Raw genomic sequence first — 13,323 nt, 5'->3', positions numbered from 1 at the left:
TCTGGGCACCCGCCTTCGCGGGTGAACACGGTTTAGTCTAGCGCTGCGGAATTGCCACGCACCGCCCTCACCTCTCACCCGTCATCCCAGCGAAAGCTGGGATCTCTCCGTTTGGCGGGCGTAGTCTGCCTCGTGAGATACTCCAGTTTTCGCTGGAGTGACGGACAGGGGGCTCGTGAAAACGAAAGATACGTTACGCAGGCAGTTCGCCACGCACGCGCAGGAAGTCGAGCACGTCCAACAGCGGCATACCAAGCACCGTGAACTGGCTCCCCTCGATCTTGGCGAAGAGTTGCGCGCCCGGGCCTTCGATCCGGTAACAGCCGACGCAGCCGGAGATCGCGGGCCACTCCGCATCGAGATACGTCTCGATAAACGCCTCCGATAGCGGCCGAACATGCATCTTTGCGCGCTCGACATGCCGCCAGATCGCCTGCCCGTTCTCGGCAATCACCGCAGCGCTCCAGAGATCATGCCGCTTGCCCGACATCAGTCGCAGATGCGCCGCCGCATCCGCCCGATCGACCGGCTTGTCGAGGATCGTGCCATCCTCCAGCGCGACCAGCGAGTCGCTGCCAAGCACCAGATACCCCGGCATCCGCGTGGAAACCTTCAGCGCCTTCAACTCCGCCAGCGCATCAGCCAGATCGCGCGGCGAAAGATCGCGCAGCGCCGCCTTCGCCGCATCCTCGTCCACACCCGCGAACGTCGCCTCGAACGGCACCCCCGCAGCCGTCAGCATCGCCCGACGCGACGCACTCTGCGAGGCAAGGATCAGGCTCATGCCTCGACCTTCGCGATGTCGTCGCTCCGCCGCTGGTTGCACAGCGCAATGATCGCTGCCGCCGTCTCCTCGATCGACCGCCGCGTTACGTCGATCACCGGCCAGCCATTGTCGGCGAACATCCGCCGCGCAAAGGCGAGCTCGCGCATCACTGCTTCCTCCTCGACATACGACGTATCCGGCTGCTGGTTCAGCGACAGCAACCGGTTACGCCGCACCTGGATCAGTCGGTCCGCACTGGTCGTGAGGCCGACGATCAGCGGGTTCTTCAGGCCATAGAGGATCTTCGGCGGCGGGCTCTCCACCACGATCGGGATGTTCGCCGTCTTGTACCCGCGGTTGGCGAGATAGATCGAGGTCGGCGTCTTCGACGAGCGCGACACGCCCGCGAGGACGATATCGGCCTCCTCCCATTCCTCCCACGCGATCCCGTCGTCATGCGCGATCGTCCACTGGATCGCATCGACGCGCGCAAAATACGCTGCGTCGAGGACATGCTGGCGCCCCGGCCGCGCCTTAGCCTGCTGCCCCAGCAACCCCGACAGCGCGTCGTTGACCGGGTCGAGCGGCGCCACCGCGGGCAACCCCAGCGCCAGACACCGCTGCTCCAGAATCCGCCGGGTCGCGGGGTTCACCAGCGTGAACACCACCAGCCCTGGGTTCTGCGCGATCTCCTGGAGGATGCGCTCGAGATGCGCCTCGGTCCGGACCATCGGCCAGAAATGCCGCACCGTCTCGACGTCATCATATTGCGCCAGCGCCGCCTTTGCGATGTTCTCCAGCGTCTCGCCGGTCGAATCCGACAGCAAATGGAGGTGAAGCCGCATCATCGGCATTTTATCCCCAGCGAGCGGGTCATTGGGCGTGGATCTGTGGATAACATGGGGAGAACGGCTAGCGTAACTCGTCCCCCTCGCCAAGCGACCCTCGCGCCGTGGATAACAGCGATTCTGTCCACACGCTCGCGCACAGGGGCGGATTTTATCCACAGGCTGTGGGTAACGGGGAGCCTTGAATCGAATCAGCGCGTTTGAGGCGGTGCGACCGGGTCAAGCTGTTGGCAATTCGGGGATCACCGCATAAGTCCCGGGTTCAACCGCCCAACCACTGCAACAACCTATTTCTAGAATCTTCTTATAGTAGAAGAAGGGTGCTCCGCTGACCGATCCGACCTCCCATTCGCCTGCCTTCAAGCCGCTGCTGGCGACCCTTCGTGGTGAGCGCCAAGCGGTCCCTCCACTGTGGCTCATGCGGCAAGCCGGGCGGTATCTCCCCGAGTATCGCGAACTCCGCGCGGAGAAGGGGGGGTTCCTCGCGCTTGCGACCGATCCTGACGCTGCTGCCGAAGTGACGCTCCAGCCGATCCGCCGGTTCGGGTTCGACGGCTCGATCCTCTTTTCGGACATCCTCATGATCCCTTGGGCGCTAGGGCAGGACCTGAGCTTCGGGGTCGGCGAAGGGCCACGGCTCGAGCCGGCGCTGGTCGATCATGCGCTAGATCGGTTGCAGCCGGTGATGGGGCGGCTGGAGCCAGTCTACGGCACGGTCGCGAGGGTCGCTGCGGCATTGCCTCCAGAGACGACGTTCCTGGGCTTTGCGGGGTCTCCCTGGACCGTCGCGACGTATATGGTGGCGGGGCGGGGGTCCAAGGATCAGTCCGAGACGCGGCGCTTCGCCTATCGCGACCCGGAGGCCTTTGGTGCGATCATCGATGCGATCGCCGACAACACCGTCGAGTATCTCGCGCGACAGATCGAGGCGGGCGTCGACGTGGTGCAGCTGTTCGACAGCTGGTCTGGCTCGCTCTCGCCTGCGCAATTCGAACGCTGGGTGATCGCGCCGACCGCGTCGATCGTCGAGCGGCTCCACGCGCGCTGCCCCGGCGTGCCGATCATAGGCTTTCCGAAGGGGGCGGGGGGAAAGCTCCCTGCCTATGCGCGCGAGACAGGTGTCGATGCGATCGGGCTGGACGAGACGGTCGATCCGGTGTGGGCACACGCGTCGCTGCCGGCGGACATGCCGGTGCAGGGTAATCTCGATCCGCTGGCGTTGATCGCGGGTGGGGCGGATCTCGATGCGGCGATCGATCGGATCCTTGCGGCGTTCGTCGAGCGTCCGCACGTCTTCAATCTCGGCCACGGCATCCTGCCCGACACGCCCATCGCGCATGTCGAACAGCTGATCGCCCGCGTAAGGAGCACGACATGAGTGGTTTTCTTGGAGCGGCCTATGATTGGGTGAAAGCGGCGCATCTGATTTTCGTGATCTTCTGGATGGCGGGGCTGTTCATGCTGCCGCGCTATCTGGTGTATCATCAGGAGGCGCTGGCGGCCGGCAACGCGGGCGAGGCGGCGAACTGGGTCGAGCGCGAGGGAAAGATCCGCCACATCATCCTGACCCCGGCGATGATTGTCGTGTGGGTGCTGGGGATCGCGCTGGCGCTCAACCTCGGACTGGCCGACGGAGCGCCGGGGTTGGGGTGGCTGCACCTGAAGCTGCTGCTGGTGTTCCTGCTGACGGGCTATCACGGCTGGACGGTGGGCTATGCGAAGAAGCTCGCCGCGGGAAAGCCGACGCTCACGGGCAAGCAGTTGCGTATGCTCAACGAAGTGCCTGCGCTGGCGGTAACGCTGATCGTCGTGTTGGTGATCGTAAAGCCGTTCTAAACCCTTCCGTCATGCCGGGCTTGTTCCGGCATCCACCGTTCCGCAAACGCGATAGTCGTGAGAATGCGGAACCGTGGACCCCGGAACAAGCCCGGGGTGACGGAGTAAGTGGGGCGAGGTGCGCATCCCTAACGTAGCAAGCGTCCCCGCTTGACTAACCCGCCCCCCAATTCTAACTCCTTCTCCCAACACGGCCTCCTGGCGTCCTGCCCGGTCGTGTCTTGCCAGACTCGTCTCGCCCAGTTTCGCTTCCCAAGCGCACCGCCGACCGAGCGTTCTCCCGTTGATTGCTATCCGGAAATCCCCATGCATCTCAAAGACCTGAAGAAGAAGAAACCCGCCGAGCTGGTCCAGCTGGCCGAGGAACTGGGGGTCGAGAGCGCCTCGACACTGCGCAAGCAGGACCTGCTGTTCGCGATCCTGAAGGTCCAGGCGGACAATGGCGACCAGATCATGGGGCTCGGCACGATCGAAGTGCTGCCCGACGGCTTCGGTTTCCTGCGCTCGCCGGAATCGAACTACCTCGCCGGTCCCGACGACATCTACATCTCGCCGAATCAGGTGCGTAAGTTCGGCCTGCGCACCGGTGACACGGTCGAGGGCGAGATTCGCGGGCCGAAGGATGGCGAACGCTATTTCTCGCTGGTGAAGCTCACGGCCGTCAATTTCGACGACCCCGACGTCGTCCGCCACCGCGTCAATTTCGACAACCTCACGCCGCTCTACCCCGAGAGCAAGCTGACGCTCGATCCCGCCGATCCGACCGTCAAGGACAAATCGGCGCGCGTGATCGACATCGTCTCGCCGCAGGGCAAGGGCCAGCGCACGCTGATCGTCGCGCCGCCGCGCGTCGGCAAGACCGTCATGTTGCAGAACATGGCCAAGGCGATCACCGACAATCACCCCGAGGTGTTCCTGATCGTGCTGTTGATCGACGAGCGCCCCGAGGAAGTCACCGACATGCAGCGCAGCGTGAAGGGCGAGGTGGTCAGCTCGACCTTCGACGAACCCGCACAGCGCCACGTGCAAGTCGCTGAAATGGTGATCGAAAAGGCCAAGCGCCTGGTCGAGCACAAGAAGGACGTGGTGATCCTGCTCGACTCGATCACGCGTCTCGGCCGTGCCTACAACACCGTCGTGCCGTCGTCAGGCAAGGTCCTGACAGGCGGTGTCGATGCGAACGCGCTGCAGCGTCCGAAGCGCTTCTTCGGTGCCGCGCGCAACATCGAGGAGGGCGGTTCGCTCTCGATCATCGCGACCGCGCTGATCGACACCGGCAGCCGCATGGACGAGGTGATCTTCGAGGAGTTCAAGGGCACCGGCAACTCGGAAATCGTGCTCGATCGCAAGGTCGCGGACAAGCGCATCTTCCCGGCGCTGGACGTCGGCAAGTCGGGCACCCGCAAGGAAGAGCTGCTGGTCGACAAGGCCAAGCTCAGCAAGATGTGGGTCCTGCGCCGCATCCTGATGCAGATGGGCACGATCGACGCGATGGAGTTCCTGCTCGACAAGATGAAGGATTCGAAGACCAACGAGAATTTCTTCGATTCCATGAATCAATAACCGAGTGCGGCCTGCGCCAAGCTGGCGCAGGACTCGCACCGGTTCGGCCGGCGGGGGCGCGAGCCTCCCGACCGACGACATCGGCTTTGCCGATGTCCGGCCAAGCAGAACGACGCAAAAGCGGCACGCGAGAGCAATGGCTTTCGCGTGCCGCTCCGCTATTAAACACATGAAATCCGTCACCACCGCTCGCGTTGGTGACCCACGTCACCGGGAGCTGACATCTTGAGTATCATCGCCATGCTGGCCGCCGCCGCATCGGAAGTCGCCGGGCCGGGCTCGCCGCTCGACATCTGGCACCACATCGTCGCCGACTTCTCCAACCTCGGCGACCCGAAGGCGCTCGCCGCGTTCGGATCGGTGCTGATGATCGACCTCGTCCTCGCGGGCGACAACGCGATCGTCGTCGGTGCACTCGCAGCGGGTCTCCCCGCCGACCAGCGCAAGAAGGTCATCCTGATCGGCATCGGCGCGGCGCTCGTCCTGCGCATCTTCTTCGCGCTGATCGTGACGTGGCTGATGGGCATCGTCGGGCTGATCTTCGCGGGCGGTCTGCTGCTGCTGTGGGTCAGCTGGAAGTTCTGGCGCGAAATCCGCGAGGGCGCGGAGAACGCGGGATCCGAGGAAATCCAGGGCGACGAACGCTCGGGCATCCGGTCGTCCAAGGGGTTTGCGAGCGCGGCTTGGGCAGTCGCCGTTGCCGACGTCTCGATGAGCCTCGACAACGTCCTGGCGGTCGCCGGCGCAGCGCGCGAGCATCCCGGCATCCTCGTCATCGGCCTGCTGCTGTCGGTCGCGATGATGGGTCTGGCGGCGAACTACATCGCGCGCGTGATCAACAAGTATCGCTGGATCGCCTATATCGGCCTCGCAGTGATCCTCGTGGTCGCGGTGAAGATGATCTACGAGGGCTGGGTCGGCACCGGCGACACGCTGGGGATCATCACGCTGCTGCGTTGATCGCGCTGGTATTGGGATAAGGAAAAGGCCTCGCCGGATGATCCCGGCGAGGCCTTTTTCATGTCCGCCGTCGGCCCCCCGTCACCCCTGAACACTCGGCGATTATCCCTCCCGAGCAAGTAAGACTGTTTCCCCGCGAAGGCGGGGATCCAGACTGGGCTCCCGCCTTCGCGGGAGAACAAGGAGGGGATGGCGCCGTACGACTGCTGACTCGCACTTGTCCGATGGGGATAAGCACCGAACACATCCGGGGTGACGGGAGGGGTGTTAGCCCAGATTCTCCGCGAAGAACTTCGCCGTACGCTCGTCCGCCAGCTTCGCCGCCGCATCCGAACGCCGCTCGCCGAACTCGGTCGCGAACCCGTGGTCCTCGCCCGCATAATCGTAGATCGTCACCTTGGGGTGATCGTCGAGCCCGGCATGCATCGCCGCCTGAGCCGCCTTGTCGACGAAGTGATCCTCCTCCGGCACATGCAGCAGCACCGGATGCGCGATCGCGTGCTTCTCAGCCAGCAACCCATCGATCCCGACGCCGTAATAACCGACGCTCGCATCGACGTCGGTCCGTGCCGCGGTCATGAATGCGAGGCGCCCGCCGAGGCAGTAACCGACCACGCCGACCTTCGCACCGTCACCGAGTTCGGCGCGGACTGCACGGATGCTCGCCTCGATATCGGCAATGCCCTTGTCCTGGTCGAACTGGCCCATCAGTTCCAGCGCACGATCGAACTCGGGCTTCATGTCCGGATCGAGTTCGATGCCGCGCTCCAGCCGCCAGAACAGGTCTGGTGCGATCGCCAGATAGCCCGCTTCGGCGAGCGTATCGCACTTGCGGCGAATGCCGGCATTCACCCCGAAGATCTCCTGGATCACGATGATCGCGGCCTTTGGCTCACCTGCCGGCGTTGCGCGATATGCAGTGAATTCGCTATCGCCGTCGAGCGTGGAAATCGTGGTGGTGTTCGTCATAACAATCCTCCTTGCGGCCGCTCGTGGTCGAGCAGCCTAAATTTGGTGATGGGGCCGTTGCCCGCGGAATACGCACCAAGCGCGCCGCCGGCTCCAAGGATTCGGTGGCACGGGACGACGATCGGAAACGGGTTGCGCGCGCATGCTTGGCCGATCGCGCGCGGGCTCGATCCGATAGCTTTCGCGAGCGCCCCGTAACTCGCGGTTTCGCCGAAAGCGATGTCGACGATGCCCTGACGAAGGACTGCGCCACGCTCGGTAGGCGAGGGGGCGAGCGGCAGATCGAACGCTTTAAGCCGTCCCGCGAAATACGCTTCAAGCTGTCGGAGCGCTTCCCGGATCGCGGGCACATCGCTCGCAGCCGCGTCGCCCGTCGCCAGAATATCGATCGCGTAAATCCGGTCCGCGGAGCCGGTCACGCGGACCAGTCCGATAGGCGTTGCGATCGAGGCTACATCGCGCGCATACATTGCCACGCTATGCAGCGCGCGGATGGGCGGCTCAAGCGCCATCTGGGACGCGGTACATGAAGATGAACATCGAGATCGAATGCACCCCGGACGAGGCGCGCCGCGCGGTCGGCCTGCCCGATCTGACGCCGATCCACGACCGCTATGTCGCGATGATGATGGACGCGATCCCCGCCGGCCAGATGAAGCCCGAGATGCTCGAATCGATGATGCGCGGCTGGCAGCCGATGGGCGAGGCGGGCATGGCGATGTGGAAACGGATGTTCGACACCGCGACGAAAAGCGGCAGCTGAGTTCCACGTGAAAACGATCTTCGCGGTATCGAGCGGGCGTCCACCAGGGGCGATCGCCGTAGTCCGGATCAGCGGACCGCAAGCTTTCGCGGCGGCCGAAGCCCTGGCAGGTCCGTTGCCAGCCGCCCGCCACGCAAGCCTGCGCGGGTTGCGCGATGCCGACGGCGCGTTGATCGACCGCGCGCTGGTGATCGTCTTCCCAGGACCGAGGACCGCGACCGGCGAGGACCTAGTCGAGCTTCACTGCCACGGCGGTCGCGCCGTGATCGCTGCCGTCGAGCGCGCCTTGTCCGCAATGCCCGAGCTCCGTTTCGCCGAACCCGGCGAGTTCACCCGCCGCGCGCTGACGAACGGCCGTATCGACCTGACCGAGGCGGAAGGCCTCGCCGACCTCCTCGAAGCCGAGACCGAGGGGCAGCGCGTCGCCGCAATGACCGCAGCCGAGGGCCGCGTGAGCCAGGCCGTTCGCGGCTGGATGGCCTCGGTCGCGATGCTGTCCGCTCGGATCGAAGCGATGCTCGACTTCGCCGACGAGGACGACGTGGCAAGCGATACCGCCGCGTTCGACGCACTCGTCGGAGAGATCGACGCGCTCGCCGGGGAGATCGAAACGGTGGTCGATGCCCCGCCGGTCGAGCGCCTGAAGGACGGGCTTCGTGTCGTCATCGGCGGTCCCCCCAACAGCGGCAAGTCGACGCTGCTCAACCTGCTCGGCGAGCGCGATGCGGCAATCGTCTCGCCCATCTCGGGCACTACGCGCGACCGGATCGAGGTGCCGGTGATCCGCGACGGCGTTGCGTACGTGCTGACCGATACCGCCGGGCTGATCGATACGCTCGACCCGATCGAGGCGATCGGCGTCACACGCGCCGAGGATGCAATGGCGGCGGCGGACATCGTCCTGTGGCTGGCGGACACCCCCCCGCCACGCGCCGATGCGATCTGGCTTCACGCGCGTGCCGACCTGCCGGGGCGGGGGGAAGTGCCCGCAGGCCGGACGTTGGCGATCGCGCAAACCGATCGCGGTTCGCTCGATCGGCTTTGGGCAGAACTGCACCAGCGGGCTGCGGCGATGCTTCCGCGTGGCGATGGCATTGCGCTCAAACAGCATCAGCGGCGGCAATGCGGGCTTGCCGTCGAGGCGCTGCGGGACCGCAGTTTCGATCCGCTGATCGTTGCCGAACATCTCCGCCAAGCGCGTGCAATCCTCGCTGGAGTCCTCGGCCTCGACGCGACTGGCGAGATGCTCGATGCGCTGTTTGGACGTTTTTGCATCGGCAAGTGATGTTCCACGTGGAACATCTTTGACGCACTCGTCCTGTCGTTCTACGGCAATTCCATGTTCGATGTAGTGGTGGTTGGCGGTGGCCATGCCGGAACCGAAGCCGCAGCCGCGGCGGCGCGGAGGGGCGCGCGCACCGCGCTCGTGTCGTTCGACGCGCAGCACATTGGCGCGATGTCGTGTAATCCTGCGATCGGTGGCCTGGGCAAAGGGCACATGGTGCGTGAGGTCGATGCTTTCGACGGGCTGATCGGGCGCGCTGCGGACGCCGCGGCGATCCATTACCGCATGCTCAATCGCAGCAAGGGATCGGCCGTGCAGGGGCCGCGGATCCAGGCGGATCGCAAGCTCTATTCGCGTGCTATCCAGGCGATGCTGGCTGCGACCGCGGGGCTGTCGATCGTGGAAGGGGAGGCGATCGCACTTCATTTCGAGGGTGCTCGCATGGCGGGCGTCGTGCTCGCCGACGGCGCGATCGTACAGGCTCGCGCGGTCGTGTTGGCGACCGGGACGTTCCTCGGCGGCCGCATCTTCCGCGGTGATGATCGCGAAGACGGCGGCCGGATCGGCGAGCGTGCGGCCAAGCCTCTGGCGGATCAGTTGCGCGCACGCGACCTGCCGATGGCCCGACTGAAGACCGGGACACCGCCGCGATTGGACGGCCGCACGATCGACTGGGGTGCGCTCGCCGAGCAGCCATCGGACCTCGATCCATGGACGATGTCGCCGATGACCCGCGCACGTCCGCTGCCCCAGATTGCCTGCGCCATCACCCGCACGACCGACCGGACGCACGCGATCATCCGCGAGGCGTTCCATCGGTCGCCGCTGTTCACCGGCGCGATCGAGGCGGCGGGGCCGCGCTACTGTCCGTCGATCGAGGACAAGGTCCATCGCTTCGGCGACCGTGACGGGCATCAGGTTTTCCTCGAACCCGAGGGGCTCGATGACGCGACGGTCTATCCCAACGGCCTGTCGACATCGCTCCCGGACGAGGTCCAGGCCGAGATGCTCGCCAGCATTCCGGGGCTCGAGCGGGTCAAGATGACGATGCCCGGCTATGCGGTCGAGTACGACTATATCGATCCGCGCGCGCTCGACACGCGGCTTGCACTCGGCGCGATCGAGGGCGTGTTCTGCGCCGGCCAGATCAACGGGACGACCGGGTATGAGGAAGCGGCAGGGCAGGGGCTCGTCGCCGGGCTCAACGCCGCAGCGTATGCGCGCGACCTGGCGCCGGTGATCCTCGATCGCGCCTCCAGCTATCTCGGCGTCATGATCGACGATCTCACGCTGCAGGGCGTAACCGAGCCCTATCGGATGCTCACCGCACGCGCCGAGTTTCGCTTGTCGTTGCGTGCGGACAATGCCGAGACGCGGTTGGGTACGATCGCCGAAGCCGCAAGGTGCCTCGGACCAGAGCGGCTCGCGCATCAGCATGCGATGGCCCAGAACCGTGCCCGCTTCCGCGCGTCGCTCGACGGCGAACGCACCGCGACCGAGGTGGCTGACCAGGGCGTTGCGATCGGTCGCGATGGTGCGCGCCGGACCGCGTTCGACTGGCTCCGATTCGAAGGCGTGACGCTCGCGCATGTCGCGCCCGACGCAGCGCAAGGCATCCCGGTGACAGTCGTTGACGAAGTCTTAGAGGACGCGCGCTACGCCCCGTATATCGAACGCCAGGCGCAGGAGGTTGCGCGCCTGCGTGCCGACGAGGCGATCCGCCTGCCCGAGGACCTCGCCTATGATCGCATACCTGGCCTGTCGAACGAGATGATCGATCGCCTGACTGCCGCGCGGCCGACGTCGCTTGCCGCAGCGGCACGGGTGCGCGGGATCACCCCGGCGGCTTTGTCCGCGGTATTATTGCATACGAAACGAGTGCCAGCATGATCGAAGACGACGCACAGGCCTGGGTCACCGAACGGTTCGGGGCAGAGGCGACCGAGCGCCTCGCGGCGTTCGTCGCGATGGTCGTCGAGGAAGCGCCGCACCAGAATCTGATCGCACCGTCGACCATCCCGACGATCTGGGACCGGCATGTGGTCGACTCACTCCAGCTCGTCGCATTGGCGGGAGCGGAGTCGTCGGCCAAGCGCTGGCTCGATATCGGAACTGGCGGCGGCTTTCCGGGCATGGTCGTCGCGCTGGTTCGCGAGGGTCCGGTCGATCTGGTCGAGCCCCGGCGACGGCGCGCGGACTTCCTCCAGCTCTGCGTCGCGCGTCTCGGGCTCGGCGATCAGGTCCGCGTTCACGCCTCCAAGGTCGAAAACGCCAAGGCAGACGCGACGATCATTTCGGCGCGCGCGGTCGCCTCGTTGCAAAACCTTTTGCGTGGCGCGGCGCACTGCGCCACAACGGAGACGCGGTGGTTGCTTCCTCGGGGGCGTTTCGACGAGGAGGAGTTCGCCGCGCTCAAGCAGCATTGGCGGTTTATGTTCCACGTGGAACAAAGCGTCACGAACCCGGAGTCGTCGATCGTGGTTCTGGATCGGGTAAGCGCGCGATGATCACCATCGCGGTCGCCAATCAGAAGGGCGGGGTGGGCAAGACCACCAGCGCCATCAACCTCGCGACCGCGCTGGCGGCGACGGGCATGCGCGTGCTGCTGGTCGATCTCGATCCGCAAGGCAACGCATCGACCGGGCTCGGCATCGGTCATTCGCAGCGCGAGCGGTCTAGCTACGACGTGCTGGTCGGCGAAACGTCGATCGAAGAGGCGGTCGTCCACACGCGCGTACCGCGGCTCGATATCGTGCCGGCGACGGTCGACCTGTCGGGCGCGGAGATCGAACTGGTCGATTTCGACGCGCGCACGCACCGGCTAGATCGCGCCGTCAAGGCGGCGCAGGGGCCGTGGGATATCGCGCTGATCGATTGCCCGCCCTCGCTCGGACTGCTGACAATCAACGCGATGGTTGCGGCGGATTCGCTGCTCGTGCCGCTGCAATGCGAGTTCTTCGCGCTCGAAGGGTTGTCGCAGTTGCTCAGTACGGTCGAGCGCATCCGCCAGCGGTTCAATCCCGGCCTGTCGATTCTCGGGGTCGCGCTGACGATGTTCGATCGGCGTAACCGGCTGACCGACCAGGTCTCGGCGGACGTCCGCGCGGTGCTCGGCAAAGTCGTGTTTGAGACGGTGATCCCGCGCAATGTGCGCCTTTCCGAGGCACCGAGCCATGGGCTACCCGCGCTGATCTACGACCATCGGTGTTCGGGGTCGCAGGCGTACATCGCGCTCGCGCGTGAACTCATCGGCCGGCTCCCGGCAACAGCGCAGGCGGCGGCATGAGCGACGGTAATAAACGTGGTCGTCCGGGGCTGGGCAGGGGCCTCAACGCGCTTCTCGGCGAGATGGCGCGCGAAACGCCGGTGTCCGCCGATGGTGCAGCGCAGCAATCGTCCGGCGTGCGCATGCTGCCGGTCAGCTCGCTGTCGCCGCATCCCGATCAGCCGCGTCGGCATTTCGACGAGGCGATGCTCGACGAGCTTGCCGCGTCGATCGCGTCGCGCGGGCTGATCCAACCGATCGTCGTGCGGCCGCACGGGCATGATTTCCAGATCGTCGCGGGCGAGCGGCGCTGGCGGGCGGCGCAGCGTGCGCGTCTGCACGAGGTGCCGGTCGTCGTTCGCGACTTCGACGACGCCGAGACGCTTGAGATCGCGCTGATCGAGAACATCCAGCGCGAGGACCTGAACGCGATCGAAGAGGCGCAGGCCTATCAGCGGCTGGCGGGCGAATATGGCCACACGCAGGAGGTGCTCGCCAAGATCGTCCACAAGTCGCGCAGCCATGTCGCCAACCTGCTGCGGTTGCTGGAATTGCCGGCGCAGGTGCAGTCGCAGGTGGTCGATGGTTCGCTGTCGATGGGGCACGCTCGAGCTTTGCTGGGTTCGCCGGATGTGGAGTCGCTTGCGGATCAGGTTGTCGCGCGGGGGCTATCGGTGCGCGAGACCGAGAAGCTCGCGCGCGATGCCAAGCCTGGGCGGAACCGGAGTGGCAAGCCGTCAGAGGCGCGTATTCCCGATGCGGATATCGCGGCGCTGGAACGGCAGTTGGCGGATCTGCTCGGGCTTCAGGTGCGCGTTGCGCATACCGAGACGGGCGGCACGCTAACGCTGAGCTATTCGACGTTGGATCAGCTCGACATGGTGTGTCAGCGGCTGACGGGCGGGGCGATCTAGGTCGCGGGTCAACCTGACCCAATCGCACCCCTTCCGTTCGTGCTGAGCGAAGTCGAAGCACCTGCGCACCGGACCATCCTTCGACTTCGCTCAGGACGAACGGGTGATAGGGGGGGAGGACCACTAATCTCCGTCATCCCGGCGGAAGCCGGGA

The 13,323-nt window shown here is 65.5% G+C and carries 14 protein-coding genes; 10 read left to right on the top strand and 4 right to left on the bottom strand.

The genetic code is table 11. The features are described 5' to 3' along the window. Positions 1 to 193 precede the first annotated feature (193 nt). Together VH567_RS05800 and VH567_RS05795 are read right to left on the bottom strand one after the other, a co-directional pair. Positions 194 to 784 carry a Maf family protein gene (locus tag VH567_RS05800; RefSeq protein WP_423324064.1) on the bottom strand — a complete coding sequence of 197 codons (591 nt, stop codon included), beginning with the start codon at positions 782 to 784 and terminating at the stop codon, positions 194 to 196. Next, complete coding sequence (locus tag VH567_RS05795; RefSeq protein WP_423324062.1) at positions 781 to 1,614, bottom strand: pyruvate, water dikinase regulatory protein; 834 nt, start codon at positions 1,612 to 1,614, stop codon at positions 781 to 783. The genes VH567_RS05800 and VH567_RS05795 overlap by 4 nt, the downstream gene beginning before the upstream one ends. 328 nt (positions 1,615 to 1,942) lie before the next feature. Here VH567_RS05795 and hemE point away from each other — a divergent pair, with 328 nt between their 5' ends. From hemE to VH567_RS05775, 4 genes are all read left to right on the top strand, one after another. Continuing rightward, on the top strand, positions 1,943 to 2,992 hold the full coding sequence (gene hemE, locus VH567_RS05790; protein ID WP_423324993.1) for a uroporphyrinogen decarboxylase: 1,050 nt from the start codon (positions 1,943 to 1,945) through the stop codon (positions 2,990 to 2,992). Further along, complete coding sequence (locus VH567_RS05785; RefSeq protein WP_423324060.1) at positions 2,989 to 3,450, top strand: CopD family protein; 462 nt, start codon at positions 2,989 to 2,991, stop codon at positions 3,448 to 3,450. The genes hemE and VH567_RS05785 overlap by 4 nt, the downstream gene beginning before the upstream one ends. 306 nt (positions 3,451 to 3,756) lie before the next feature. Further along, positions 3,757 to 5,013, top strand: coding sequence for a transcription termination factor Rho (gene rho, locus VH567_RS05780; RefSeq protein ID WP_031395107.1), 1,257 nt, complete (start codon positions 3,757 to 3,759; stop codon positions 5,011 to 5,013). Positions 5,014 to 5,253: 240 nt separating this feature from the next. Then, complete coding sequence (locus VH567_RS05775; protein ID WP_423324991.1) at positions 5,254 to 5,973, top strand: TerC family protein; 720 nt, start codon at positions 5,254 to 5,256, stop codon at positions 5,971 to 5,973. Between the two features lie 267 nt (positions 5,974 to 6,240). On the opposite strand, the gene VH567_RS05770 is transcribed toward VH567_RS05775, so the two are convergent. Together VH567_RS05770 and VH567_RS05765 are read right to left on the bottom strand one after the other, a co-directional pair. Then, positions 6,241 to 6,942 (bottom strand): dienelactone hydrolase family protein, encoded by a 702-nt coding sequence (locus VH567_RS05770; protein ID WP_423324058.1) that lies wholly within the window; start codon positions 6,940 to 6,942, stop codon positions 6,241 to 6,243. Further along, positions 6,939 to 7,412 (bottom strand): methylated-DNA--[protein]-cysteine S-methyltransferase, encoded by a 474-nt coding sequence (locus tag VH567_RS05765; protein WP_423324056.1) that lies wholly within the window; start codon positions 7,410 to 7,412, stop codon positions 6,939 to 6,941. The genes VH567_RS05770 and VH567_RS05765 overlap by 4 nt, the downstream gene beginning before the upstream one ends. Before the next feature lie 56 nt (positions 7,413 to 7,468). Between VH567_RS05765 and VH567_RS05760 the strand changes: the two genes are divergently transcribed. The 6 genes from VH567_RS05760 to VH567_RS05735 are packed head-to-tail and all read left to right on the top strand — an operon-like array spanning position 7,469 to position 13,169. Then, on the top strand, positions 7,469 to 7,705 hold the full coding sequence (locus VH567_RS05760) for a DUF6489 family protein (protein WP_423324054.1): 237 nt from the start codon (positions 7,469 to 7,471) through the stop codon (positions 7,703 to 7,705). A 7-nt stretch (positions 7,706 to 7,712) separates the two neighbouring features. Further along, positions 7,713 to 8,990, top strand: a complete 1,278-nt coding sequence (gene mnmE / locus VH567_RS05755; RefSeq protein ID WP_423324052.1) for a tRNA uridine-5-carboxymethylaminomethyl(34) synthesis GTPase MnmE — start codon at positions 7,713 to 7,715, stop codon at positions 8,988 to 8,990. Between the two features lie 54 nt (positions 8,991 to 9,044). Next, a complete protein-coding gene (gene mnmG / locus VH567_RS05750; protein WP_423324050.1) occupies positions 9,045 to 10,880 on the top strand; it encodes a tRNA uridine-5-carboxymethylaminomethyl(34) synthesis enzyme MnmG in 1,836 nt (611 codons plus the stop codon). After that, complete coding sequence (rsmG, locus tag VH567_RS05745; protein WP_423324048.1) at positions 10,877 to 11,497, top strand: 16S rRNA (guanine(527)-N(7))-methyltransferase RsmG; 621 nt, start codon at positions 10,877 to 10,879, stop codon at positions 11,495 to 11,497. The genes mnmG and rsmG overlap by 4 nt, the downstream gene beginning before the upstream one ends. Continuing rightward, entirely contained in the window at positions 11,494 to 12,276 is a 783-nt protein-coding gene (locus tag VH567_RS05740; RefSeq protein ID WP_055874932.1) for a ParA family protein, read from the top strand. The genes rsmG and VH567_RS05740 overlap by 4 nt, the downstream gene beginning before the upstream one ends. Continuing rightward, positions 12,273 to 13,169 carry a ParB/RepB/Spo0J family partition protein gene (locus VH567_RS05735; RefSeq protein ID WP_423324045.1) on the top strand — a complete coding sequence of 299 codons (897 nt, stop codon included), beginning with the start codon at positions 12,273 to 12,275 and terminating at the stop codon, positions 13,167 to 13,169. The genes VH567_RS05740 and VH567_RS05735 overlap by 4 nt, the downstream gene beginning before the upstream one ends. Positions 13,170 to 13,323 lie beyond the last annotated feature (154 nt).

The sequence above is a fragment of the Sphingomonas sp. 4RDLI-65 genome (genome assembly GCF_049472435.1).
In the GTDB taxonomy this organism is placed as follows: domain Bacteria; phylum Pseudomonadota; class Alphaproteobacteria; order Sphingomonadales; family Sphingomonadaceae; genus Sphingomonas.
The sequence above is the reverse complement of the archived record's forward strand: the minus strand, read 5'-3'. Positions and strand labels throughout refer to the sequence as shown.